The organism is Pseudomonas sp. WS 5079 (assembly GCF_012985465.1).
GTDB lineage: Bacteria > Pseudomonadota > Gammaproteobacteria > Pseudomonadales > Pseudomonadaceae > Aquipseudomonas.
This window is the reverse complement of sequence record NZ_JAAQWN010000001.1, coordinates 734,886-759,525: the sequence shown is the minus strand read 5'-3', so window position 1 is coordinate 759,525 and position 24,640 is coordinate 734,886. Positions and strand designations below refer to the sequence as shown.

The following is a 24,640-nucleotide window of genomic DNA, read 5'->3' as shown; positions in this document are numbered from 1 at the left end:
CCCCTATCGCGCAAACTTCTTAGCCAAGGCCACGCAGGCAATCACCGCGACGGTCACGGCGAGCATGCCCAGGCTCACCGGTTCATGCAGCAGGCTGGCCGCCAGCGCCAGGCCGAAGAACGGCTGCAGCAACTGCAACTGCCCGACCGCCGCAATGCCGCCCTGGGCCAGCCCGCGATACCAGAACACAAAGCCGATCAACATGCTGAACAGCGCCACGTAACCCAGGCTTAGCCACGCCGCCAAACTGATGCCGGTGAAGGAGGCGGGGGCCAGGAGCAAGGTCAGGGGCGCGACCACCGGCAGCGAAACCACCAGCGCCCAGCAGATCACCTGCCAGCCGCCGAGGGTGCGTGCCAGCTTGGCCCCTTCGGCATATCCCAGCCCGCACACCAGCACCGCCAATAGCATCAGCAGGTCGCCGGCGGGGGCGGCGCTCAGGCCCTGGGCCAGGGCATAGCCCACCACCAGCAGGCTGCCCAGGATCGAAAACAGCCAGAACACCGGGCGCGGTCGCTCGCCGCCGCGCAGCACACCGAACACCGCGGTGGCCAGGGGCAGCAGGCCGATAAACACGATGGAGTGGGCCGAGGTCACATACTGCAAGGCCAGGGCGGTGAGCAACGGGAAGCCGATCACCACCCCCAGGGCGACAATCAGCAACGGCCCCCACTGGTTGCGCGCGGGGCGACGTTCCCGCAACAGCCACAACAGGCACAGGCCCAGCACGGCGGCAATGCTCGCCCTGGCCACGGTCAGGAACACCGGTTCGAATTCCAGCACCGCCAAGCGGGTGGCGGGCAGCGAGCCGCTGAAAATCAGCACGCCGATCAAGCCATTGATCCAGCCGCTGCGGCTATGTTCGGGGGTGATGGTCCGGGACGTTTGTTCCATGCAGGGGGCGCTCGAGAGGGGAGGGTTGCGTTTCGGGCATCCTAGGGCTGAAGATTGCGACAATCAAAAAATTGTCATGGATACATCGCCCATGCCCCGTGCCCGCTACAAGTCCCTGGTGGATGCTTTCGCCAGGGATATCCGTGCTGGAACCCTGGTGCCCGGCACCCGCCTGCCGACCCACCGCCAATTGGCGACCACCCATGGCCTGGCCCTGGTCACGGCCAGCCGGGTGTATAGCGAACTGGAGGCCATGGGCCTGGTCAGCGGCGAGACCGGGCGTGGCACTTTTGTGCGGGAAATTGCCCTGGCGCCCGGCCAAGGCAGTGGGCAAATGGCGGTGGCGGCGGGCATGCTCGATCTGAATTTCAACTACCCGTCCTTGCCCGGCCAGGCCGACCTGCTGCGCACGGCCTTGCGCCAATTGGCGTTGTCTGGCGACCTGGAAGCGCTGCTGCGTTACCAGCCCCATGCCGGGCGCGTCCATGAGCGGGCGGTGATGGCGCGGCATCTGCTGCACCGTGGCCTGAGTGTCGCGGCCGAGCAGGTGCTGGTGGTCAGCGGGGCCCAGCATGGCCTGGCGGTGAGCATGATGGCGTTGCTCAAGCCCGGCGATGTGGTGGCGGTGGATGCCTTGACCTATTCCGGTTTCAAGGTGCTGGCCGAGACCTTGCACCTGGAGCTCGTTGCGATCCCGGTCACGCCGCGCGGGCCGGACCTGGCAGTGTTGCAACAGCTGTGTCGCCGACGCCCGGTGCGCGCGCTGTACTGCATGCCGACCTTGCACAACCCCCTGGGCTGGGTGCTGGGGCTCGACCAGCGTGAGGCACTGGTGCGCATCGCCCGCGAACACGAGCTGATCCTGATCGAAGACGCCGCCTATGCCTTCCTCGTCGAGCACGCGCCACCGCCCTTGGCGCACCTGGCGCCGGAGCGCACGGTGTACGTGGGCGGGCTGTCCAAGAGTGTCGCCACCGGCCTGCGGGTGGGGTTCGTCGTGGCGCCACTGGCGTGGGTTGCGGCGCTGGAAAGGACGGTCATGGCCACGGTATGGAATGCGCCGGGGGTAATGACGGCCATCGCCACCGGCTGGATCGAGGACGGCACGGTACTCCAACTGGAGGTACAAAAACGCCAGGACGCCCAGGCCCGGCAGGCGCTGGCGGCTGAGGTGCTGGCGGGGGTGGAGTACATCAGCCATCCCTCGTCGTATTTTTTATGGCTGCCGTTGGGGGAGGATGCCCGGGCGGATCAGGTCACCATGGCGTTGGCGCAGGAGGGTGTTTCGGTGTCCACTGCCGAGCCGTTTGCGGTGTCAGGGCATGTGCCCCATGCAATCAGGCTGGCGTTGGGCTCGGTGGACAAGAGCGCGTTGCGCGCGGCGTTGCTCAAGGTACGGCGGGTGGTTGAGTAACCACCCGCCGCACGCGGTCTCAGCCGTCGATCCAGGAGTGTTCGGCGCCTACTTTGACCTTGAACTGATGGAACAGCGGGTAGTAGTGCTCCTTCATTTGCTTGATCCGCAGGCCCAACAGCTCGGAAGGGACAATGCCCTTGCTCGTGTAAAACTGGCGCAGGCGCGCTTCAATGTTGACCACCGGCCCGGATGAGACGACTTTGTTATCGACAACTTTTGATTCTTTGGTAATGCCATCGAAACCCAGGTCGTACATGTCCGGTCTTTTCGATTTAAGTACGTCGTTAAACAAATTGGGGCCCACCGTCTGAAAAATTTTGCGCTCATAGGCGTTGAACTCAGGGGTGTATTGCACCTGCCCATTTGACCCTCGGGTAACGGTGGGGCGATTGGCTGCGAAGTAGGGCTTGTTGGCGGAAAACCGCTGGTTCATTTCGGCGATCATATCGGTAATGACAGGGTTGCCAGGCTGCGTTGCAAAGTTACTGGTGTTGTAGAACGGGTGGTAGTCAGTGAGGCTATGGGCCACAGGTTTATTCAGGAGGACATCATTGGCGCCCGCTTTTAGTAGCGTATTGCCGATGTCAGCTTGAATGACATCATCGGTATCGAGATAAATGCCACCGTATTTATTCATGATGGGATAGCGTGCAACATCCGACGCGGCGGCCAGGTTTTTCCCCTGGCCTTGGCGAAAGTAGTTATACAGTTCGCCGTTTTTCAGCTGTTTGAAAACCTCGTCTTCATTGAGGTTCATCACCGTCAGGCCAGGGGCCTTGCTTTGCAGTTTGCTTTTTATCTGTTGAAAAACCGCTGGGTTATCGGCATCCACATGCAGCACAGATTTATACCCCCACGCTTTGCTTGCATTGTTGGCCATGTTGTCGACCAGGTTGGCGGGGATGTCCTGGCCAGCCCAGAAATAATGCAGTTCTTTGGGTAAAGGCTGCACATCTTTGGGGACATTTATCGTGATCGGCGCGGGGGCCTCAACAAAATGGTAGTTGTGTGCGTCGATCCGCTTGGCTTTTTTAAGCTCATCGATGGTTCCCCGCTGCCATTTGCCTTTGCCGGTTCTCCAGTAGTAGAGATGGTTTGGCCGTTCAGCGCCGCTCAATAGGCGGGTGGCTTTCCATGTACCGATGGAGCTATTGAAGCTGACACTCTGGTCTTCGCCCATGTAGTTGATGGCATAGGGCGACGCTGGGTTGCCCGTTGCCTTGATATCGTCCATTGGCACTACATACGTACTGTCGCCAAGTTTCCAGGGTGTTGGCGTGCTGCCGGCCCCTCCCAGCAACTGGTTGGCCCTGGATGTGGGGGCCCACCCAGCCATGCCCAGATCCTGCACGGGGATATCCGCGCCCGCGCCGCCGGGGTGGACGATGACCCGCTGCCCCTCTTTCAAACGCGACTCATAAAACGCACCATCGACCCTGACGTATTCCTTATGGCTCTGGCCCGTGTAGACATTGCCTTGCAGCCCTTTAGGCCTGAGTTCATCCGCCGCGATATGTTTGATTTCGTAACCCAATAGGTCGGTATTGAGCGATTTCACCTCACCATTGGCGGCCACCCGGCTGGGTTTGAAATCATTCAGTGGGGGGCCAAAGGCTCTTTTCTTGAGCACGTCGTATTGATGCCAGTTGCCCTGGAACAGTACGACGTTCCCCTCGATTGTCTCTTGCCCAACCCGGAACGTACCGGTTGCTGCCAGACCGTGCTGCTGGCTGGCGGTCTTTGCCACCTCGGCGCCGATGGCCGGCAAGCTGTTGGGGTCGTTTAACCTGGGCGTATCAACGACGAAATGGTCCAGTGATTTGCCGTACGCCTGTTGCGTGCGAGGGTCAAAGGCATACCACTTTTGGCTCGCCTCATCGAACTTGGCCAGGGCCTTGTTTTCAAGTGCGCCGCTGGCTGCTTTGTAGGTGCCTTCGGCAATGTCAGGTTTTTTTGCCAGTTCCAGCAGGTTCACACTGCGGTAGCTGCCGCGCAAGGATTTGACGCCCTTGTGGGCGGTACGCCCCAGGCTTACGACAGAGCGCGCCAAGTCATCGATACCCCCTACTGGATTGAGCGCACCAACCGCCGCGCGCCCAATGATCTGCCCGGTACGCCCCAGTTTCGACAGGGCCGATGCTCCGGTGGCTAGGGCTTTTGCGCCTTTGGCGGCCGGCCCCAGGCCGATTGCAAAACCGAAGATATCAAACGCCAGATCGACAATGCCGCTGCCGATATTGCCCTCGATAAAGTTCTTGATGGCCGACCTGAAGGGAATGAGATTGAGCGCAATCTCTTCAAGGATCTTATAGGTCGGTACTTCCGTATCAAAGGTAGTGGCGCCCTTGGCATAGCGTTCTACAGCAGGCAGTTCCATGTCCTTGATCAAGGCATCAGCAATGTAGCGGGTCCTGGCACTGCTGAAGCTATTGGGGGCGTCTTCTACACCTGGGGTTTCCTGGGTTATGCCCGCTGCGTACTGACCCGAGGGTGTTATTGCATCGAATCTTTTACCGCCAGAGGAATGCATGAAACTGCTCTGGGGAGCGTACTCCTTGTAACTCTGGTCTGGCCGCCGGGTCACCGTGCCCTTCAAGCGATCAATGGCATAGGTCATGACGCTACCGTTGCGTTCGGTCTTGACCAGGACAACACCCGGTTCAACCTGAATGGGCTGATCGTCCCGTGTGTAGCGCATCTCCTTGCTGATGGTTATTTTTCCGAACTCCAGGTTCTGCCTGTCGGTGAGCGGCAGTTTGGAAATCAGTAGCTTGATCTGGGTAGCCGTGGTTTTTTTGACGTCGTTGGCGTAGTCGGCAAATGTCCTTTTGAACACTTCCAAGGGGCGCGCCAGGTTTTTGAGCTTGGGCATGACCTCGTTGAGGTTGATCGCAGTCGATGAGCAAACCCACGCCGCAGGTTTGCCATCAGGCTCAATGTTGATGGTGCCGTACGTCAGGTCCCTTACAAAGGCACGGCCGGTCTCTCCCCAGTTGTCCGCCGAGTCGGGTGCCCCGTTGAGCCCGCGACCGTCGATATACAGGTCCAGGATCGAGTAGGGGCCGGGGAAAAACCTGCTGGCGGGCTGCGAGGTAATGCATTTTTTGTCGAAGAGTGCCGGGTCCATCTCCGGCAGCGCATGCTTGAGCTGTTCCAGGGCAATGGCTTTGGTGGTGGGCATGGGCGGCAGTTGGGTTTCGGAGGCCTCCTTGAGTTCGCGCACTTGCGCGCTGAATGCCTCGCGCACGGCAGTTATTGCGGCGGGCGTCACGGGGTAACCCATGCCGCTGGCTGCCCCCCAGTCTTTGATCGCCTCGCTCTGGGCCCTGTATTCCACCTGCCGTTCTTCTTCCGTGATGGGCGCTGTACCCGCGTCGAGCATGATCTGCGCATAGCTCATCGTCGCCGTTGCCCCGGGGGCTTTTGCTTCAATGCGCGCGGTTGCCGTGGCCAGGCTGACCCAACTGTGGGTTCCCACCACTACCTGCTCCGGAATGTCCTTGACCAGGAACGCCGGCGCCCGGCTGGCCAGTAGCAGATGGGCTTGAAGCGTGGCTTGCACGGGCGAGGCTGCACGCCCCTGGGCCAGCAGGTGCGCGGCCAATTCCTCGCAGACCGTGGCGGCCGACTTACCGACGTTGCCGGGCGAAACCAGTCGGTAGCCCGCGATCTCGCCGGGTACTTGGCCGGTGGGTGCGCTGGTGCTCTCGACGTTCAAGGCCGCCAGCAGCCAATCAGCGGCACTGCCTTTGACGGCGCGAGCTGCGAAGGTGGCTTGGATGGCACTGCCCAGTGCCTGGCCTCGGGCAGAATTGATCAAGGTATCAATCAACAGGCGTGGATTACTCTGCTCTTGAGGCGAGACTTGCCTGCCCTGCAGCAGATAATCCAGCACACGGTGAAAGGGCCGCAGGGTCAGATCGCCGAACTGGCCTGCGCGTATATCCGACTGCAATTGTTCCTGGCTGTCCTGGTCAAGCGATACGGGCCAGGCCAGCGCGCCACCCAGGTTGCCATTGCTCGCAGCCTTGGGGGGGGGCGTGGCGAGGGCGCTGGCAAGGTTGACCAGTTGTGCGTGATCGGTCGGGATATCCCAGCCATGGTCTTGGATAAATTGCAGCAGGCTGACCCTATTGGGTTGGCCGCTGGTGCTGGGTTGGTAAGTGCTGTCGGCCGGCAGGTCGATCATCGTTTTGGTCAGCGCATTCTGGATTTGCCCCACATATTCGCTGCCGGATTCGACGCCAGACGCCAGGTGACGAAGCTCGGCGATGGCTTGATGGCGGCTACCAATATCCCCCAAGTGCGCTTTTTGCACGTACAGAGCGCTGTCGCTGCGCGCCTTGATCAAATCGGCGCTGGTGGTGGGATCGAGCTTGGTAAAGCCTTGCTGTTGATCGATTTGTTCAGCACGCAGGCGCATCGACGGGCCCGTCAGGTCCAGCCGCTCATTGTAAAAGTGCCCGACCAGCCAATAGGGAACCGGGTCATGGATATCGCTTGCGGGGGGCGAGAACGTCGTGTCAGCGTGGCCCGCCGCAACGACTTTGCCGGCCTGCAGGATGGGCCCACTGATGGCTGCCCAGCGTGCGTCGTCGAGCCCGACTGTGTGGCGCTTCTGTTCGGGGTCAAGGTAGTGCTGGCGCTTGAAAGAGAGCGTTCCTGACTCCGGGTGGAGGGTGATCGAGCGGGTGTTGATGCCTTTTTCTTCAAGCCACTGACGGACGTCGGGCGACTTGAAGGCATTTTGCAGTTGTGCCCACCACTGGCCGAATGTGGAGTCGGGAGCAATCGTGTTGATCGTCACATTCTTTTGGCGATTGGCGACCTCCAGTAATGCCGAGCTATACGCCGTCGCCAATGCGCGATCACCCACGGTGCGAGGATGTTCTGCTGATTCAGATGGGGTGGGAGTTTCACGCTTGTGCCGCGAGGGCAACGGCGTGACAGGCAGATTGAGTAGCTGGCGTGGGGGGCGCTGCGCAGGGCTGGGCTGGGAAATACTGCTCATATGGATTGCTGCCTCAAAGTTCGGGAATGGGCCTGGGTGTCAACCGCTACCGGGCGTTAGCCTTGTGTAGCGGTTTGCCCCAGGTTGATTCCCTTGTTTTGGCAGCCGATGACTTTCCTTATGTTTCAATTATGTTCTGATCAGAAATCCCAGCGGGTCGTCAGCATCACGTTGCGCGGATCGCCGTAATAGGCGGTGTTGTAGAAGCCGATATTGGTGTAGTACTTCTTGTCGAATGCGTTGTTCAGGTTCAGCGTCGCCGACAGGTTTTCGGTGACCTGGTAACGCGCCATCACATCCACCAGCCAGTAGGCTTGCTGGGCAAACTCCTCGTTCTTGGCCTTGTAGCGGTTGTACAGTTCCTGCCAGCTTCGGTTCTGCCAGCGCGCGCCGCCGCCCACGGTCAAGCGGTCCAGTGGGCCCTTGAGTTTGTAGGTGGTGTAGAAGCTGAGTTGGTCCTCGGGCTCCCAGGTCGAGACCTTCTGCCCACTTTGGTCACGGATGATCTTGTGGGTGTAGCCAGCCTGGGCCTGCCAGCCGGGCAGCAGTTCACCGGACATTTCGGCCTCCAAGCCCTTGGTCTTGGCTTCGATGCCCTTGGTGGCATAGCCCAATGACGGGTTGGTCGGCGCGGCGTTGTATTCGGCGTCGGCTTCTGCGCGGTTGCTCTGGTGCACTTCAAAGTAGGCCAGGCTGGTGTTGAGCCGGCCGCCGAAGAATTCACCCTTGATGCCGCCTTCGTAGTTCTTGCCTTCGGAGGGTTCCAGCAGCTTGTTGTTGCGGTCGCGGTTGTAGCTTTCCGGCATGAAGATGTCGGTGTAGCTGGCGTAGGCGGTGAAGTTTTCGTTCAGGTCGTAAGTCACGCCGGCGTAGGGCACCAGGCGCCCGGTTTCGGTGGAGTCGTCGGTGCCGCGCAGCTTGTAGTTGGCGACGCGGGCGCCGAGGAACAGGTTCAGCGGGTCGGCCAGGTTGAAGCGCGAGGTCATGTAGCCAGCGCTTTGGCGGGTGGTCAGGTCGTTGACGTAGGTGGGGGCGCCCCAGTCGGGTTCGGCAAAGTTGCCATCGAAGTTCCAGAAGTCCACCACATTGCCGTTGGCGTGTTTGGGGCTGCCGTAGTCCTTGCCTTTCCAGTGGGAGTTGGAGGCCGAGCCACCCACTACCAGTTCATGCTCGCGCCCCAGCAGGCTGAAGGGGCCGCTGAGGTACACATCGGCGGCATTGGCACGGGTCTGGCCGGTGAATTTATTGGCGTAGACCGTGGACAGGCCGGTGTCGGGATTCGGCGCGCTCTGTATCGAGCCCAGGGGCGCGTGGTAGCCGCTGAGTTGGTGGGTCACTTGCGCCTTGGCTACCCAGCCATTGGCGAAGCTGCGCTCCAGGGTGGCGAAGGCGCCCCGGTTGTATTGCTCCCAGCGGCTCCACTTGGCGCCGTTGTTGTAGGAGCGCTTGACGTCGATGCGATCGCCCTTGGTGTTGAACAGCGGGCGGCTGCCGGACCAGCCCGAGCCCATGGGGTCGTTGTCCTGATAGTCAAAACCCACGGTCAGCAAGGTGTCGTCGTCAAGATCCGCTTCCAGTGAGCCGAAGTAGACGCTGGTCTTGCGCTGGTAGCGCTCCATGAACGAATGCTTGTCCTGATAGGCCGCCACGGCGCGCCCGCGGATATTGCCGCTGTCGGTCAGCGGCCCGCTGACGTCGACCTGGGAGCGGTAGTTGTCCCAGCTGCCGGCACCCAGTTCGATGCTGGCCTTGAAGTCACGGGTGGGCTTTTTACGGATCAGGTTCAAGGTCGCCCCCGGCGCGCCTGCACCGGTCAGCAGGCCGGTGGCACCTTTCAGGATCTCCACCCGGTCGTAGATCGCCATGTCGGTCAGGGTCTGGCCGGACGAGTAGGCCGAGTTGCGCAGGGTGGGGATGCCGTCGTACTGGAAGTTTTCGATGGAAAACCCACGGGCGAAGTAGTTGGTGCGCTCGCTGTCGTAGGTCGACACGGTGATGCCGGGGGTGTGGCGCATCACATCGTCAATGGCGTTGAGGCCGAAGTCGTCCATGTGTTGGCGGGTGATCACGGTGATCGACTGCGGGGTCTCCCTGGGCGTCAAGACCAGGCGCGTGGCGGTGGCAATGGTGCCCGGAGTGTAGGAGCCGGTGCCCTCGGTGACGGTGCCCAACTGGTTGGAGGTGACCTGGGTGGCAGCCAGTGCCAGGGTGCCGCTGGCCTCGGTCAAGGCCTGCAACTGGTAGCCATCGGCGCTGGCTTGCGCCGCAAAGCCGGTGCCTTCCAACACCTTGGCAAAGCCATCCACTACGTTGTAACTGCCGCGCACGCCTGCACTGTTCAGGCCGGCCACTTGTTGCGACTGGAAGGCTATCGGCGTGCCTGCGGCCTGGGCATAGCGGCTGAGCACTTCGCCGAGGGGGCCTGGGGCGATATCGAAGGCCTGGACCTGTTGCTGCGCGTAGGCAATGGCCGGTAATGCCAGCGGCAGGCAGCCAAACAGCAGGCGGCTGGCCAGCAGCAGGCTGCCACGGGAGGATGGGTTGGAAGACATGTAATCGGTGCTCCTTTGGATGTTGGCCAAGGAAAGGACGCGGCAAAACCGAAAACACGCAGACTTTATTGAGAATTATTCGCGCTGTTTTTCAAGGACACACGGGTGACCCACGGTGTGTAGTTGCTGACTTCGATCGGCAGCGTGCGCTGGAGCAGGCGCAAGGCCCGCGCCGGGTCGTCGACCGGCAGCATTACCGTGACCCGCAAGCCTTGCAGGGCCTGGCGATCGAACAGCAACAGGCCGCTGCGATGTCGTCCCAGGCGCTCCAGCACATCCGCCAGGGGCTCGTCGTTGGCCAGCAACTGGTGGGTGTTCCAGGCGGCCTCGTGGGCGCGGGCATCGAATTTTTCCACCGGCCCTGGGCCGCTTGCCTCCAGGCGCACCTGCTGGCCGGGGTTGAGGGTCAATTGTTGGGTGCCGCTGTCGATGCGAGTGGACGATTCGAGCATCCTGACCACCGTCGCATCGCCGCTGCGCTCGACGATAAAACGCGTGCCCAGGGCGCGAATGCTGCCTTGCGGGGTGTCGACATAGAACGGGCGCTGGGCATCCTTGGCCACGTCCACCAGCAGCTCACCGCGCAGCAGGCGTATGCGCCGTTGGTGGGCGTCGAAGTGCAGGTCCACCGCCGAACCACCATCCAGTTGCAGGGCACTGCCATCGGCCAGGCGTTGTTGCTGCCACTGGCCGCTGGCGCTGCTGAGGTCGGCGAACAGGTAGCCGCGCTGGCTGTACTGATAGGCCGGCAGGGCAAACAGGCCGATTAACAGGGTGAGGGCCAGGCCCTTGATCGCCTTCGGCTGTTGGCGCGCCCGGCGCAACGCGGCCCGGGCCGGCGCCTGCTTGAGTGGCGACAGGTGGCCTTGCAAGCGCGCAACCGCCAATGGATGTTGCGGGTCGGCGGCCAGCCAGGCGTGGAAAGCCTGTTGGCTGGCGGCGTCGGGCTGATGGTCGAGGCGCACCAGCCACTCGGCAGCCTGGCGCAGGATGGCCGGGGTCATGCCTGGGCGCACGCGTCGCAGGCCAGCAGGGCTTCCACCAGGTCCTGTTGCACGGTGCGCACCGAAACCCCGAGGCGCTCGGCGATCTGGGCCTGATCCAGGCCATCGAGGTGGCGCAGGATAAAGGTCTCGCGGATCCGTGGTTTCATCCGCGCCAGGGCCCGGTCAATCGCTTCGAGCACCTGTACCGCCTGCAGGATCTGCTCGGGCGAGGGCGCTTGCTCAAGGTACTGGGCGCAGCGTTCCAGTTCTTCCTGATAGGCCCGCTCCAGGCGGCGCCGGCGATTGCTGTCCATCAACAGGCGGCGGGCCACCGTGGCGAGATAGGCCTGGGGCTCGCGGGGCGCCACGTAGGGGCTGGCCGACAGCAGGCGGATGAACGTGTCATGTGCCACGTCTGCCGCGTGCTGGGAGCAATTCACGCGCCGGCGCAGCCAGCTCAGCAACCAGCCGTGGTAGCCGCGGTACAGGGCTTCAAGCGTCGCGGCTTCGGCGGGCTGGGCTGGTTTCATGCGAAAAATTCGTAAGTGGGAATTAATCTTATTCTAGTTGTTTCTGACTGGCGGCTGCAATGGGCGAGGGGGCCTCGGTCTCAGAACCGGCCCGTTCAACGTCTTTTATAGAAGGACTCGAGAAAAGACGGCCTTACGTCGTCGGTCGGCGAATTTAATGTGGTTAATTTTGCATATCGGTCAATATTTGTTGGTTTTTTTGACTGAGTATCGCGCTCTGAGCGCGATATGGCCGTGGAATAGCGGTCGGGGTCATGCCTAAAAAGTGTTGAAAAGTAACTTAGTTCTAAGTGGTTGTGTATTTATGTAGCGTTTTTCGCGTATTGAGCGAATCGACAGTAACGTCTTTTTGACAGAATCAGCTCTGTGTGCACCGAACCGGTCAGCCTTTTCCACGTTGTGTTTAAAGCCCGGGTACCCATAAACATTAGGCGCTGGCATGGCGGCGGCTGCATGCCTTGGCGCGCAGTCCTTGGGCAGTGAGGGAACCGTGATGGCCAATCGGTCATTCCAACCCCGTTTCGGTCAGTGGCATATGCCCTGCACCCACTCACGGCAACCTCTGCGCTTACTTCACCCATAGGCTTGATAATGACGAAACCCTTCCCGAACCAGAGCGGCATCTACGACGTCATCGTTGTCGGCGGTGGCGTTGTGGGATGTGCGATGGTCCGGCGCTTTACCCTGGAGGGCGCGCGGGTGCTGTTGCTGGAAAAAAGCCCGGACATCCTCTCTGGTGCGAGCAAAGGCAACAGCGCGATCCTGCACACCGGCTTCGATGCGCCAACCGGCAGCCTGGAGCTGCAATGCATGCAGGACGGCTACCAGGAATACCTGGACATCCACCAGAACATGTCGTTGCCGCTGCTCAAGACCGGCGCGCTGGTGGTGGCCTGGAACGAGGATGACCTGGACAAGCTGCACGGCATCGTCGAACAGGCACACGCCAATGGGATTGCCGATGTCAGCCTGATCGGCCGCGAGCGGGTGCGCAGCCTTGAACCGCACCTGGCCCAAAGCGCCCTGGGGGCGGTCCAGGTGCCTGGTGAATTTCTTATCGATCCGTGGTCGGCGCCGCTTGGGTATCTACTCCAGGCCATGACGCATGGGGCACAGGTGCGCTTCAATACCGAGGTCAACGGCGGTTATTTCGATGGCGAACTGTGGGCCCTGGAGACCACCAACGGGTTTATCCGGGGACGCACGATCATCAACTGCGCCGGCTTGTTCGGCGATGTACTGGAGCAACAGTTGCTGGGTGCGTCGAGCTTCTCCATCCACCCGCGCAAAGGCCAGTTCGTGGTGTTCGACAAGGCGGCCGCGCGCTACCTGGGCAACATCATCCTGCCGGTGCCCAACGAGCGCACCAAGGGCATCGTCCTGACCCGCACCGTCTACGGCAATTTGTTGGTGGGGCCTACCGCCGAAGAACAGGAAGACCGCCTGCACGCAGGCCTGGACAGCGACGTGCTGCGCCAGTTGGTGGACGCGGCCGTCGAGCGGATTCCTGCGCTCGACGGCATGCCGGTCACCGCCACCTATGCCGCGCTGCGCCCGGCCACGGAAAAGAAAGAGTATCGGGTGCAGCGGGTCGAAGGTAAGAACTGGATCAGCGTCGGCGGCATCCGCTCCACCGGCCTGACGGCGGCGCTGGGCATTGCCCGGCACGTGTTCAGCCTGTATCAGCGCGAGCACACGCCAGTCCCCGCCTCAATCCTGCAATGGCCGGTGCTGCCCAATCTCGCCGAACATTTGCCCCGCGATTACCACCGGCCGGGCTACGGCGAAATCGTCTGCCACTGTGAAATGGTGACCCTGCGGGAAATCCAGAATGCCTTGGCCAGCGCGCTGCCGCCCGGTGACCTGGGCGGCCTGAAACGCCGCACGCGGGCCTGCATGGGGCGCTGCCAGGGCTTTTATTGTGGGGCGCGGGTGGCCGAGCTGAGCGCTGGCCACCTGGCCATTCCCCTTGCCACAGGTGTTTGTCATGAAGCCCATTGAAGTCGAAAAGATTGATGTCGCGATTATCGGTGGCGGGCCGTCGGGGCTGTCGGCGGCGATGACCCTGCGCAAGCTGGGCGTTGGCACGGTGGTGGTGTTTGAGCGTGAGCCCGAGGCGGGTGGTATCCCACGTCATTGTGGGCACCCGCCCTTTGGTTTGCGCGAATACGGCCGCGTCTATACAGGGCCTGGCTATGCGCGCAAAAACGTCGCGCAGGCGTTGAAGGCCGGGGTGCAGATTCGCGTCAAGCACTCGGTGACGCAGATGGGCCTGGGCGGGCGGCTGGAACTGGTGAGCCCGGAGGGCGCCAGGGTGATCCAGGCGCGACGCGTGCTGATTGCCACCGGGGCCCGGGAAACACCACGTTCGGCGCGCCTGCTGGGCGGCGATCGCCCGCTGGGGGTGATCAATACCGGCGCGTTTCAGTCCTACCTGTACCTGGAGCATCTCAAGCCCTTTGAGCGTCCGCTGATCGTCGGCACCGAGCTGGTCAGCCTGTCGGCGGTCATGAGTTGCCGGCGTGCCGGAATCCAACCGGTGGCGATGATCGAGGCCAACCTGCGGGCCACGGCGCGCTGGCCGCTGTCGCTGTTTCCGCGGTTGTGCGGGGTGCCGATGCATTTCGGTGCACAACTTCTGGCAATCCACGGCACCGGGCGGGTAGAGGGCGCAACGGTGCGCCTGGCCGATGGGCAGACCCAGACCTTCGATTGTGACGGCGTGCTGCTTACCGGCCAGTTCACTCCCGAGTCGAGCCTGGTGCGCTTGAGCGAGCTGCGGCTGGACCCGAAAAGCGGCGGCCCGCATGTCGATCAATACGGGCGCTGTTCCGATCCGGCCTACTTTGCCGCGGGGAATCTGCTGCGCCCCGTCGAGACGGCAGGTTGGTCGTTTCGCGAAGGCCATAAGATCGCTACGATGATCGCCCGCGATCTGCAGGGGCAACTGCCGCCTGCTGCGCCGAGCATCGAGATCGCCTGCAAGGGCGCCTTGAAGCTCTGCGTGCCGCAACGCCTGAGCCCGTCCACAGTGGCCGGTATGCAGCACCTGCAACTGCGGGTCAACCGTGGGGTGAAAGGGCGCCTGGTGGTACGGGCCGATGGCCAGGAAATCTGGGCCCGCGCCGGCAGTTCGCTGCCCGAGCGGCGGATATTGATACCCATCGCCAGCCTCAAGCTGCCCCAGGGCGTACAGCAACTCGAAGTCGACTTTGTCGGCCACTAACAAGACCTGCCGAGGAGTCTTAAACATGCGGATTGCCGCGCTCGATCAAGGCACCACCAGCACCCGCGTGTTGGTGGTGAGTGACAATGGGTCAGCTGATATCCAGCTCTCGTTGCGCCATCAGCAACACCATCCCCATCCTGGTTGGGTGGAGCACGATCCACTGGAGCTGCTCAGTAACCTGCAGCGTTGCCTGGAGGCCACCGGCCAGGTGGACGCCATCGGCCTTGCCAACCAGGGCGAGAGTTGCCTGGCGTGGGACGCCCAGACCGGCGAGCCGTTATCCCCGGTGATCGTCTGGCAAGACAATCGCACCTGGCCCGAAATCGCCCAGTTGCGCGGCGACGGCGGCGAGGCCCTGACCCTGGAGCGTGCGGGTTTGCCCCTGGACCCGTATTTCTCGGCGAGCAAGCTGGCCTGGATCGTGCGCAACCTGCCAGCCGCGCAGAGCGCATTGCGCGCCGGACGGCTGCGCCTGGGCACCACCGATGCGTACTTTCTCGACCGCCTGACCGGGGTCTTCGCCACGGACGTCACCACCGCTTCGCGCACCTCGCTGATGAACCTGGCGACCGGGCAGTGGGACAGCCAGCTCTGCGAGCTGTTTGGCGTGCCCATGGAAACCCTGCCGCAGATCCGCGACACCGTCGGGCACTTTGGCGAGATCGGCGCCACGCCGGTCACCGCCTCGATTGTCGACCAGCAAGCCTCGCTCTACGGCCATGGTTGCCGCAATGAGGGCGACGCCAAGATCACCTATGGGACCGGGGCGTTTGCCCTGACCGTGACCGGCGAGCAGATCATCCGCGCCCCGGAAAAGGGCCTGCTGGCGACCATCGCCTGGCAGATCGACGGCAAGCCCACTTACGCCATGGACGGTGGTGTCTACGATGCCAGCGCAGCCGTGGAATGGGCCGGGCGGCTTGGCTTGTTCAGCGATTTTTCGGAGCTGGCGGCATTCGACGAAGCACCGGCCATTGGCCGCCAACTGGCGTTTGTGCCGGCGTTGTCCGGCCTCGCTTGCCCGCACTGGGACCGCAGCGCGGCAGCCCTGTGGGTCGGCATGAATGGCAGCACCACGCGCCAGGATATGTGCCAGGCCGTGCTTGAGGGTGTGGCATTGCGCAGTGTGGAAGTGATCAGCGCAATGGACGGGTTTCTCAGCGTCACCGATCACCTGTCCATCGATGGCGGCCTGGCGCGCAGCCCCTATTTTGCGCAGTTTCTCGCCGATGCCTTGCAGCGCTGCATCGTCACCCAGCGCTTCGATGAGCTGACCGCATTCGGCTGCGCAGCGCTGGCAGCCAAAGGCCTCGGCGTGGCGCTCAAGCCGCCGCGCAATACCAGCACCAGCTATCACCCCAAAGTCAGTGCCGCCCAGGCCCAGCAGTGGCGGGCCACGTTCAGCGATGCGGTGACGCGCTGCCGCGACTGGCGCTGAGCGCTTACCACTCCGGCCGGGTCAGGGCAGGGGCTTCCAGGACTTCAACCTGGGCTTCGGCCAGGGCCTTGGCCAGTTCGCCCAAGGGTTTGCGGTCGATGATCAGGCGGTCGATGCGCTCCAGGGGGAATACCTGGAACAGCGCACGCTTGCCCATTTTCGAGGAGTCGGCAATCACCGTGAGGTAGCGCGTGCGGGCGATCATGGCGCGGGTGATTTCCGCTTCCTCGATGGAAAAGTCAAAGGCGCCGTCGGTGTTCAAGGCGCCAATGGTGACCACCGCATGCTCAGCGTTGAACCGGGCGATCTGCTCCATGGCCAGGGCGCCGATGTTCTGTTCCGATTCGGGGCGGTATTCGCCGCCGATCATGAACACGCGATTACCGCTGGCGCCAATGGCGGCGGCGATCAACAAGGAGTTGGTGATCACGGTGATGCGGTTGAGCCTTGCCAGTTCACGGGCAAAGAACAGGGTGGTGGTACCGGTATCGATCAGCAGGCTGTCGCCCGGCGCATAGAGCCCGGCGGCGAAGCGCGCCACTGCACGTTTCTCCTGGGAGAATTCATTCATCCGGGTCTGGAAGGCGTTCTCGTGCTCGCCGCTGGGCGGCAGCGAGGCGCCGCCATGGAACTTGGTGACCTGGCCATCTTCGGCCAGGGCCGTGAGGTCGCGGCGAATGGTCTCTTGCGAAGTGCCGAGGGTGCGCGCCAACTCGTCGACCGAGATGCGTTCACGCTGGCGTAGCAGTTCAAGGATATGTTGGCGTCTTTCATTGGGGCGCATGGGCAACCATCCTCTTGATGCTACGTGAATGCGCCACGGCGGCGCAGTGCTGTTACCGAGGCACTCAAATGATGCCCCGCCAGTAAGCGGCGGGGCGCGTGGGCGCCAGTGGAGGTGGTGTGAACTTGGTATTGGCGTTTGCCGTTCACGGCCGTAGAGTCCGCTGCCTTGAAAGGTGTGATCAGAGATTACGCAATAGAGTTGACCGATTCCAGTGTGTTTAACCCGCAAAACCACAAAAAACACACGATTGGCATGGGAAGTGGTTAGTAATAGGGTGTGAAAGCGCCACAAATGGGGCTGTAAAACGCGTTTGGCCAATGGAGCGACCGAACTGGGGCGTACTCCTACAACAACAATTGATTCAGTACAGATGGAGCGAAAGCAATGGCGGAATTCGGCAATTACGTTATTTACCTGATCATGATCGGCGCGGTGGTTGGCGCGTTTGCATCCGTGATCAAGCCGGACAGCGGCCTGGGCAAGGAGTTTGTCAACGGCATTCACTCCATTGGCCCGGTGTTCCTGGCGCAGGCGGGGATCATGGTGGCGATCCCGTACCTGTCCAAATTCATCGAGGTCGCACTAGGGCCGTACTTCGGCGCGATGGGTTCCGACGTGTCGATTGCGGCGCTGTCGATCATCGCCGTGGACATGGGAGGCTACCAGTTGGCCGATGCCCTGGCAGCGAACCGCGACATGTGGATCACCGCCATGATCGTTGGCTATACCTCCGGCGCGACCATCGTCTACCTGATCCCGGTCGGCCTGATGATGCTCGAACGCAAGGACCACAAGTACCTGGCGCTGGGGGCCATGGCCGGCTTGATCAGCATCCCGTTTGCGGTGCTTGCGTCGTTGATGATGATCACCGCCTTCAACCTGCCGGTGCGGGATATCGTTTCCACCACCTCGCCGGCCCTGCATTACCTGAGCCTGGGGTTTGTCGACTGCGTGCGCTTGCTCGCGCCATTGTTTGTGTTCTGCTTCCTGCTGGCCGCCGGCCTGCGCTACCGGGCGGCGTGGATGGTGGCCGGGTTCCTGGTGTTCGGTAAGTTGATGGATGCCTTTATCAAGATCGTCCTGGCGCTGGCCATCGTCGAGCACTTCACCGGGTTCTTCATGAAGAACTTCGGTGTGTGGGGCTTCGACCCGATGTTCGCCGACGAGAAGGAGCTGTTCCGTGCCATCGAGATTGCCGGCTACATCGGCATCATGCTCGCCGGTACGTTCCCGATCTGCTACCTGTTCAACCGCTACTGCAAGAAACCCATGGAAGTGCTGGGCAAGCACATCGGGTTGTCAGCCGATGGCGCAGCGGCGTTTGTCATGGTGTTTGCCAACATCATCGCGGTCTACCACCTGTTCAAGAAGATGAATGCCCGGGACAAGGTCTTGTGTGTGGCCCTGGGTGTCTGTGCGCAGGCCACCATTGGCGACCACCTGGCCTTTACCGCGAACTTCCAGCCGACGCTGATCATGCCGATCCTGCTGGCCAAGTTGTTTGGCGGCCTGCTCGCAGTGGCGATCGCGATCAAGATCTCGGTGCCCGCCGCCCAGCGTTACGAAGCGCAGGAGCGCGAGCGCGAAGAGGCCGATGAGGCCGGCGTGCCGGCTGCGCAGGCGGTGTGACCCTGACTCTTTAATCCACGGCAAGGGCGCGTGCCCTTGCATTGCCTTGAGGTAACAATGAGAAAGATTTTTCTGGCCTGCCCCTACAGCCATGCCGATGCGTCAGTGACCCACGAGCGTTTTATCCAGTGCAACAAGGTGGCGGCCATCATCATCGAGTCGGGTCATGGGGTGTTCAGCCAGGTGTCCATGTCGCACCCGATCAACCTCGCGTTCGAAGGCAAGGACAGCGCCACCATCGGCAAGCTGTGGGCGCCGGTGGATGCGCTGTTCATGGACATGATGGAAGAACTGATCATCCTTGACCTGCCGGGCTGGGACCTGAGTTCCGGGATCAAGCGCGAGATCGAATTCTTCAAGAGCCGTGGGCAGAAGGTCAGCTTGTGGTCCGAGGTCCACGCCGAGTTCAACTAATTCCCCCGGCAACGCAAAACCCTTGTGGGAGCGGGCTTGCCCGCGATAGCGGTGTGTCAGTCAAGTATTTCTAACCTGATCCACCACCATCGCGGGCAAGCCCGCTCCTACATTTGATCTGCGATGTAGCGCAAATGTTGTGCCCAGCCGAGATCCCTTGTGGGAGCGGGCTTGCCCGCGATGACGGAGTGTCAGAAAAGTATTTCTAACCTGACCCACCGCCATCGCGGGCAAGCCCGCTCCTACATTTGATTTGCGATGTAGCGCAAATGTTGTGCCCAGCCGAGCCCCCCCTGTGGGAGCGGGCTTGCCCGCGATAGCGGTGGGTCAGGAATGGCCCCCACAGATAACAGTGTTAGCAGTCGAGACTGTACAAGCGTCAGGTCAGGATATTAAAATGAGAAGTATTATCATTAACTGCTCATTGGACCTGACATGTACGACGACAGTCTCGTCTCGCCCGTCGAACAACTCTACACCCGTCACCATCTCTGGCTGCGCGGCTGGTTGCGGCGTCGCCTGGGGCACAGCGCCGATGCCGAGGACCTGGCGCACGACACGTTCATTCGGGTGTTGCGCACGCAGCAGGACGTGCGGGAGCTGCGCCAGCCCATGGCATTTCTGGCCGCGATCGCCAATGGCTTGCTGATTAACCGCTGGCGGCGCCAGGCGATTGAGCGGGCTTACCTGGAGGCGCTCGCCGCCCGTCCGGAAGGTGAGGAGCCGTCGCCCGAAACCCGTTACTTGATGATCGAGACCTTGCTACAGCTGGACTCGCTGCTGGTGGGGCTGTCGATGCAGGTGCGCAAGATCTTCTTTTTGTCCCAGCTCGACGGCCTGACGTACCCGCAGATCGCCACGCAGTTGAACTTGAGCGTGGCCCAGGTGCAGCGGGCGATGGGCAAGGCTTTCAGTGTGTGCTACGCGAGCCGTTTCGAATGAATGGCAAGCCGGTTGCACCGAAAGTCCGCGAGACGGCCATCGACTGGATCGTCCGGTTGCAGTCCGGGATGATGAGCCCGGACGAGCAACAGGCGTTGCAGCATTGGCGCCAGGCAAGTGCCGAGCACGAATACGCTTGGCAACGCGTCGCCAGCTTGCCGCTGATGCTTCAGCCGGGGGCCAGCCTGTTGGCGGATGTCACCGCACGACGCGCGCTGGAGGCAGCCGGGGCTGATCCGGCGCGGCGCCGGCAGGTGCTCAAGTGCTTGCTGGGGTTGGGCTTGCTCGGTGGTTTGTCCTGGCAGGGCGCGGAATCGACCCTTCTGCGCGCAGCCTTTGCCACCTACCGCACGGCTACCGGCGAGCGCCGCCGCTGGACCCTGGCCGATGGCAGTTCTCTGTGGTTGAACACTGCCAGCGCTGTCAGCCTGGACTTTAGCGCGCAGCTGCGCCGCGTGCAGTTGATCGAGGGCGAGGTGGCGCTGGATGCGCGCGTTGAGTCGCGCCCACTGCAACTGCTCACAGCGGATGCGCTGCTGCGCAGCCACGATGCCAATCTGCTGGTGCGCCATGATCAGCAGGGCACGTGGATTACCGTATTGCGCGGGCTGGTGGAGGTGAGTTCGCCGCGCCACCCGGCACCGGTATCAGTAGCGGCAGGCTGGCAGACCCAGGTCGATCGCCAGGGTGTGGGTACGCCACGGCAAACCGATGGATTTCTGGCCCAGGCCTGGCTGCGCGGGATTCTGCCTGCCGAGCGCATGCGCCTGGATGTGCTGCTGGCCGAGTTGTCCCGTTACCGGCCGGGCGTCTTGCGATGCAGCGAGCAGGTCGCGGGGTTGCGCGTGACTGGCAGCTTCCAGCTCGACGACACCGATGCCGCGCTGGCGTTGGTGGCCCATGCACTGCCGGTGCGTATCGAGCGGCGTACCCGCTATTGGGTGACTGTGGTGCCGGCCTGAACATTTATTTACGTTCTCTGCGCAGTTTTTCAAAACTCGCTTGGCCTAGAGGGATAACCCACCGAAACAGGTGGGCCTTCACCTCTAGGAGCCCTGCATGATTTCTCCCGCAAGTGTCTTGCGCACCCGCACATTGGGTCTGCTGTTACTCAGCCTGCAACCGCTGTACAGCACGGCAGTTTTCGCCCAGGCCGAGCGCCAACCCTACAGCATCGAAGCCGGCCCGCTGGACCAGGCACTCTCGCGTTTCGGCGTGCAGGCGGGTATCAGCATGGCGGGCAGTTCGACGCTGACGGCGGGCAAACGCAGCAACGGCCTGCACGGAGATTTCAGCACCGAGGCCGGCCTGGCGCAGTTGCTGGCAGGCACCGGCTTGAGTTTTCAGCGCCAGGCCGATGGCAGCTTCGAACTGCATCCAGCGACCAGTGCGTTGGTGCTGCCGTCGCAGAAAGTCACTGGCGATGACCTCGAGAAAAAAGCGGTGTACACCGCGCCACGTTCGTCGGTGTATATCTCCAACGAAGAAGTGCGCCGCTTTGGCGTGATCTCCGTCGGCGACCTGCTCAAGGGCCAACCGGGGGTGCAGGTGGGTGACAGCCGCAATGGCGGTGGCCTGGATGTGAATATCCGCGGGATCCAGGGGCAAAGCCGGGTGGCGGTCACGGTCGACGGTTCGCAACAGGCGCTGGATGTCTATCGCGGCTATGCGGGCACGCAACAGCGCAGCTACATCGACCCCGACCTGATCAGCGATGTCGCCATCGACAAAGGCCCCAGCCTGACGTCCAGCGCCATCGGCGGCACGGTGGCGATCCGCACCCTGGGGGTCGATGACATCCTGCGTGACGGCAAGAACGTGGGCCTGCGCCTGAAGGGCGATCTGTGGAACAACGGCGTCGAGCCGGCCTCGCGCAACGGCCATTCGACCACCGAGAACCTGTACTCCGAGCCGCACCAGAACCGTGGCGGCCTGTTCGGTTCCGACTCGGAATCGGGCAGCGCGGCGTTTGCCTATACCCACGATCTGTTCGATGTGGTGGCCGCCTACGCCCATCGCAACCAGGGCAACTATTTCTCCGGCAAGCATGGCCAGGACCGCTACCGCACCTTTGACCGCTATGGCCGCGAAAACATGACGGTGGCCACCACCTACAACGCCGGCGAAGAGGTGCTCAACTCCTCGGCAGAGACCGAGTCGATCCTGCTCAAGACCACCCTGCGCCCGGCCGACGACCACACTTTCGACTTCGGCTACAGTCGTTACGATGGGCGCATAGGCGAGATCATGCCCTCGGACATCTTCCGTTTCGGCACTGGCGGTATCTACCAGTACCCGCGCGGCAGCACCAAGATCGACACCTACACCGCCCGTTATCACTACCTGCCCACGGGCAATATGCTGGTGGACCTGACGACCAGCCTGTGGATGACCGATGCCAAGACCAGCCAGTTGACCTCGGTGCTGGCGCCCAAATCCCAGGCCTATCGTTCGGACCGCAACTGGACGCGCCTGCACGACCGGCGCATCGGTGGCGAGCTGGCCAATACCTCGCGTTTTGACACGCACTATGGCGATTTCAAACTGGACCTGGGCGGCTCGTTCCAGCTCGAGGAGCTGCAGCCGCAAAAGAGCGTGGTCACCACACAGAACGATATCAACGCCAACCGCAGCCTGCGTGATGGTTCGCGCAAGGAGTTCAGCCTCAACGGCAAGCTGGAGTACAAGCCGGTTGACGAGCTGACGGTGTGGGGCGGCGGGCGCTATACCTACTACCGCACCAAGGATCATGTGCCGCACGCCACCGCCCAGCGCGAGGAGCGCGAGTTGCGCTACGTGAACGTGATCAAGCCGGGCAGCTACGGCAATATGCTGTGGTTCCCCGACGCCAACGGCCAATACACCGATGCCACCGACCCGCGCCTGAACAACGGGATTGTGTTCAGCGATACCAACAACCCGTTCGATGGCCCGCGCTACAACGACTACGGGGGCGTTGGCACACGGGTCTATCCGTCGCAGGTGGGCGAAGTGGTCACCGGCTACACCTATTCGGGCAAGCAGCGCGACAGCAAGGGCGCTTTTTCGCCGGCCATCGGCATCAACTATGAGATCGCGCCCGATACCTTCATCTACGCCTCGTACACCCAGGGCCTGCGCATGCCCTCGTTGTTCGAAACCAGCCAGGGCACCTTGCAGACCATGCCTGGCAAGGGCCTGAAACCGGAGCGTTCGAGCAACTGGGAAATCGGCGCAAGCACCCTGCAAAAAGGCCTGCTGGCGGACAACGACACGGCGGCGATCAAGCTGGCGTACTTCAACAACACCATCAAGAACTACGTGACCCGTTACTACGACCCAAGCCCCGGCCTGATGGGCCTGATGAACTTCAGCAATACCGACAGCTTCAAGACCAGCGGCCTGGAGCTGCAATCGAAATACGATGCCGGCTGGGTCTTTGCCGACCTGTCGTCGACCTATTACCTCAAGACCGAAACCTGCGACTCGGCCTTCGCCGCGCGCCTGCGGGCCAGTTCCACTCGCTGGCAGAAGCTTGACGACACCCCCAACTGCACCCCAGGCAGCTTCATGGGCTCGTACACCAACACCCAGAACCCGCCGCGGGTCGCCGGCAACTTGACCACGGGGCTGCGCTTCTTTGACCAGGCCCTGACCGTGGGCGGGCGCCTGACCTACACCTCGGGTCCGACCGTCACCGCCGACAAATCCTGGCAGACCGGCGCCACCACGCCGCAACTGGTCTACCGCGAAGTGGCGCTGGTGGACCTGTTCCTCGACTACAAATGGCAAGACCACACCCAGTTCAACGTGTCGCTGGATAACCTGACCAATCGTTACTACCTGGACCCGCTGGCCCAGAGCTTCATGCCGGCACCGGGGCGTACGTTGCGCATGGGGGTGGTGACCAAGTTCTGATCAGCGGCGCCTAGCGGCTCAGGGAGTGTTCGTAGGCCGCGGTCATCACCTGCCAAGTGTGGGGATTGGCCGGGATCAGGTGCTCGATGCGCAATGAGGTGACGGTGATGTCCTGGGGCATGCCGAAGGTGGTGAAGGTGGACATGAAGTCCAGCTCGCCATGGCGCGAATTGACGCGGGTCAGCACCAGTGGCGGCAGTTCATTGGCCAGGGGGGTCGAGCCTTGCGGCACCGGCAGGCTTTCCAGCAGCGTGGCCAGGGTCGGGTTGCCCAATGCTTCACGGGCAGCCCGTTGCCAGGCAAGGTTGCGGATCTCGTCGGCATTGAGCAGGTGGTCGCCCAGGCCACCCGGTTGCAGCAGGGTGGTCAGCAGGTTCAGGCCTTGTGCCGCGTCTGGCGCCAAACCCACCAGGTCGAACAGCACCTGGGTGCTGGCGTTGGCGGCGAGCACTTGCCAGTGGCTCCCGAGCACGATGGCCGGCGCCGGGTTGTTGGCCTTCAGCACATGGCTGATGGCATCCCGAATGGCATCCATTGCCGGCGCGGCGAGCGGCGTGGCTTCGTAGCGCGGGGCGTAGCCGGCTGCGAGGAACAGGCTGTTGCACTGCTCCAGGGGCACCTCGAGGGCGCTGAGCAGGTTATGCAAGGTGCCAGGGCTGGCCTTGGCGCGGCCGGTTTCGATGCAACTCAGGTGGCGCTGGGAAATACCGCTGATCAGCGCCAGCTGCAATTGGCTCAACTTCGCCTGGCGGCGCAACAGCCGCAGTTGCGTACCGGCGTCGGTCTCGGGGTTGGCGCGGGGGAACGGTGGGCGGTTCATGGATGGACTCTGGCAGGGCGGGGCGGGGGGCGTCCATGACCTCGCAGGTCATTGAGATGGCGGCGACGTTATCACTAATCTGCGGCTTGCCCAA

Annotated in this window: 16 protein-coding genes; 9 read left to right on the top strand and 7 right to left on the bottom strand. The window is 62.4% G+C overall.

What is annotated here, in order from left to right; all coding sequences use genetic code 11:
• Window positions 1-3: 3 nt before the first annotated feature.
• A complete protein-coding gene (locus tag HBO05_RS03255; RefSeq protein WP_172311649.1) occupies window positions 4-894 on the bottom strand; it encodes a DMT family transporter in 891 nt (296 codons plus the stop codon).
• 91 nt (window positions 895-985) lie between these two features.
• Here HBO05_RS03255 and HBO05_RS03250 point away from each other — a divergent pair, with 91 nt between their 5' ends.
• Entirely contained in the window at window positions 986-2,308 is a 1,323-nt protein-coding gene (locus HBO05_RS03250) for a PLP-dependent aminotransferase family protein (protein WP_169952959.1), read from the top strand.
• A 19-nt stretch (window positions 2,309-2,327) separates the two neighbouring features.
• On the opposite strand, the gene HBO05_RS03245 is transcribed toward HBO05_RS03250, so the two are convergent.
• The 4 genes from HBO05_RS03245 to HBO05_RS03230 form a co-directional block, all read right to left on the bottom strand.
• Window positions 2,328-7,322, bottom strand: coding sequence for a glycosyltransferase (locus tag HBO05_RS03245; RefSeq protein WP_172311647.1), 4,995 nt, complete (start codon window positions 7,320-7,322; stop codon window positions 2,328-2,330).
• 140 nt (window positions 7,323-7,462) lie between these two features.
• Window positions 7,463-9,874: a TonB-dependent siderophore receptor gene (locus HBO05_RS03240; protein WP_172311645.1), complete on the bottom strand. Its 2,412-nt coding sequence runs from the start codon at window positions 9,872-9,874 to the stop codon at window positions 7,463-7,465.
• Window positions 9,875-9,939: 65 nt separating this feature from the next.
• Window positions 9,940-10,878, bottom strand: a complete 939-nt coding sequence (locus tag HBO05_RS03235; RefSeq protein ID WP_172311643.1) for a FecR family protein — start codon at window positions 10,876-10,878, stop codon at window positions 9,940-9,942.
• Window positions 10,875-11,390 (bottom strand): sigma-70 family RNA polymerase sigma factor, encoded by a 516-nt coding sequence (locus HBO05_RS03230; protein WP_169952967.1) that lies wholly within the window; start codon window positions 11,388-11,390, stop codon window positions 10,875-10,877. Before HBO05_RS03230 ends, HBO05_RS03235 begins: the two co-directional genes overlap by 4 nt.
• Before the next feature lie 591 nt (window positions 11,391-11,981).
• Here HBO05_RS03230 and HBO05_RS03225 point away from each other — a divergent pair.
• The 3 genes from HBO05_RS03225 to HBO05_RS03215 are packed head-to-tail and all read left to right on the top strand — an operon-like array spanning window position 11,982 to window position 16,057.
• Complete coding sequence (locus HBO05_RS03225; protein WP_170041226.1) at window positions 11,982-13,391, top strand: NAD(P)/FAD-dependent oxidoreductase; 1,410 nt, start codon at window positions 11,982-11,984, stop codon at window positions 13,389-13,391.
• Window positions 13,378-14,616: an FAD-dependent oxidoreductase gene (locus HBO05_RS03220; RefSeq protein ID WP_172311641.1), complete on the top strand. Its 1,239-nt coding sequence runs from the start codon at window positions 13,378-13,380 to the stop codon at window positions 14,614-14,616. Before HBO05_RS03225 ends, HBO05_RS03220 begins: the two co-directional genes overlap by 14 nt.
• 25 nt (window positions 14,617-14,641) lie before the next feature.
• Entirely contained in the window at window positions 14,642-16,057 is a 1,416-nt protein-coding gene (locus HBO05_RS03215) for a glycerol kinase (RefSeq protein ID WP_172311639.1), read from the top strand.
• Window positions 16,058-16,061: 4 nt separating this feature from the next.
• Here HBO05_RS03215 and HBO05_RS03210 read toward each other — a convergent pair whose 3' ends face one another.
• Window positions 16,062-16,841: a DeoR/GlpR family DNA-binding transcription regulator gene (locus tag HBO05_RS03210; protein ID WP_169952976.1), complete on the bottom strand. Its 780-nt coding sequence runs from the start codon at window positions 16,839-16,841 to the stop codon at window positions 16,062-16,064.
• Between the two features lie 387 nt (window positions 16,842-17,228).
• Here HBO05_RS03210 and eutH point away from each other — a divergent pair, with 387 nt between their 5' ends.
• The 5 genes from eutH (at window position 17,229) to HBO05_RS03185 (ending at window position 23,726) form a co-directional block, all read left to right on the top strand.
• Window positions 17,229-18,473: an ethanolamine utilization protein EutH gene (gene eutH / locus HBO05_RS03205; protein ID WP_169952978.1), complete on the top strand. Its 1,245-nt coding sequence runs from the start codon at window positions 17,229-17,231 to the stop codon at window positions 18,471-18,473.
• A 57-nt stretch (window positions 18,474-18,530) separates the two neighbouring features.
• Window positions 18,531-18,887, top strand: coding sequence for a DUF1937 family protein (locus tag HBO05_RS03200; protein ID WP_172311637.1), 357 nt, complete (start codon window positions 18,531-18,533; stop codon window positions 18,885-18,887).
• Window positions 18,888-19,322: 435 nt separating this feature from the next.
• Window positions 19,323-19,829 (top strand): sigma-70 family RNA polymerase sigma factor, encoded by a 507-nt coding sequence (locus tag HBO05_RS03195; protein WP_169952982.1) that lies wholly within the window; start codon window positions 19,323-19,325, stop codon window positions 19,827-19,829.
• Window positions 19,826-20,791: a FecR domain-containing protein gene (locus HBO05_RS03190; protein WP_169952983.1), complete on the top strand. Its 966-nt coding sequence runs from the start codon at window positions 19,826-19,828 to the stop codon at window positions 20,789-20,791. The genes HBO05_RS03195 and HBO05_RS03190 overlap by 4 nt, the downstream gene beginning before the upstream one ends.
• A gap of 97 nt (window positions 20,792-20,888) precedes the next feature.
• Window positions 20,889-23,726 carry a TonB-dependent receptor gene (locus tag HBO05_RS03185; protein WP_172311635.1) on the top strand — a complete coding sequence of 946 codons (2,838 nt, stop codon included), beginning with the start codon at window positions 20,889-20,891 and terminating at the stop codon, window positions 23,724-23,726.
• Window positions 23,727-23,736: 10 nt separating this feature from the next.
• On the opposite strand, the gene HBO05_RS03180 is transcribed toward HBO05_RS03185, so the two are convergent.
• Window positions 23,737-24,546, bottom strand: a complete 810-nt coding sequence (locus HBO05_RS03180; RefSeq protein ID WP_172311633.1) for a helix-turn-helix domain-containing protein — start codon at window positions 24,544-24,546, stop codon at window positions 23,737-23,739.
• Between the last annotated feature and the right edge of the window lie 94 nt (window positions 24,547-24,640).

What these genes read in the sequence shown, in the direction of transcription:
- HBO05_RS03230 (WP_169952967.1), bottom strand. Translation starts at nt 11,390, where the DNA reads ATGAAACCAGCCCAGCCCGCCGAAGCCGCGACGCTTGAAGCCCTGTAC.
- HBO05_RS03185 (WP_172311635.1), top strand. Translation starts at nt 20,889, where the DNA reads ATGATTTCTCCCGCAAGTGTCTTGCGCACCCGCACATTGGGTCTGCTG.
- HBO05_RS03245 (WP_172311647.1), bottom strand. Translation starts at nt 7,322, where the DNA reads ATGAGCAGTATTTCCCAGCCCAGCCCTGCGCAGCGCCCCCCACGCCAG.
- HBO05_RS03225 (WP_170041226.1), top strand. Translation starts at nt 11,982, where the DNA reads ATGACGAAACCCTTCCCGAACCAGAGCGGCATCTACGACGTCATCGTT.
- HBO05_RS03235 (WP_172311643.1), bottom strand. Translation starts at nt 10,878, where the DNA reads ATGACCCCGGCCATCCTGCGCCAGGCTGCCGAGTGGCTGGTGCGCCTC.
- HBO05_RS03195 (WP_169952982.1), top strand. Translation starts at nt 19,323, where the DNA reads ATGTACGACGACAGTCTCGTCTCGCCCGTCGAACAACTCTACACCCGT.
- HBO05_RS03220 (WP_172311641.1), top strand. Translation starts at nt 13,378, where the DNA reads ATGAAGCCCATTGAAGTCGAAAAGATTGATGTCGCGATTATCGGTGGC.
- HBO05_RS03210 (WP_169952976.1), bottom strand. Translation starts at nt 16,841, where the DNA reads ATGCGCCCCAATGAAAGACGCCAACATATCCTTGAACTGCTACGCCAG.
- HBO05_RS03255 (WP_172311649.1), bottom strand. Translation starts at nt 894, where the DNA reads ATGGAACAAACGTCCCGGACCATCACCCCCGAACATAGCCGCAGCGGC.
- HBO05_RS03200 (WP_172311637.1), top strand. Translation starts at nt 18,531, where the DNA reads ATGAGAAAGATTTTTCTGGCCTGCCCCTACAGCCATGCCGATGCGTCA.
- HBO05_RS03180 (WP_172311633.1), bottom strand. Translation starts at nt 24,546, where the DNA reads ATGAACCGCCCACCGTTCCCCCGCGCCAACCCCGAGACCGACGCCGGT.
- HBO05_RS03250 (WP_169952959.1), top strand. Translation starts at nt 986, where the DNA reads ATGCCCCGTGCCCGCTACAAGTCCCTGGTGGATGCTTTCGCCAGGGAT.
- HBO05_RS03190 (WP_169952983.1), top strand. Translation starts at nt 19,826, where the DNA reads ATGAATGGCAAGCCGGTTGCACCGAAAGTCCGCGAGACGGCCATCGAC.
- HBO05_RS03240 (WP_172311645.1), bottom strand. Translation starts at nt 9,874, where the DNA reads ATGTCTTCCAACCCATCCTCCCGTGGCAGCCTGCTGCTGGCCAGCCGC.
- HBO05_RS03215 (WP_172311639.1), top strand. Translation starts at nt 14,642, where the DNA reads ATGCGGATTGCCGCGCTCGATCAAGGCACCACCAGCACCCGCGTGTTG.
- eutH (WP_169952978.1), top strand. Translation starts at nt 17,229, where the DNA reads ATGGCGGAATTCGGCAATTACGTTATTTACCTGATCATGATCGGCGCG.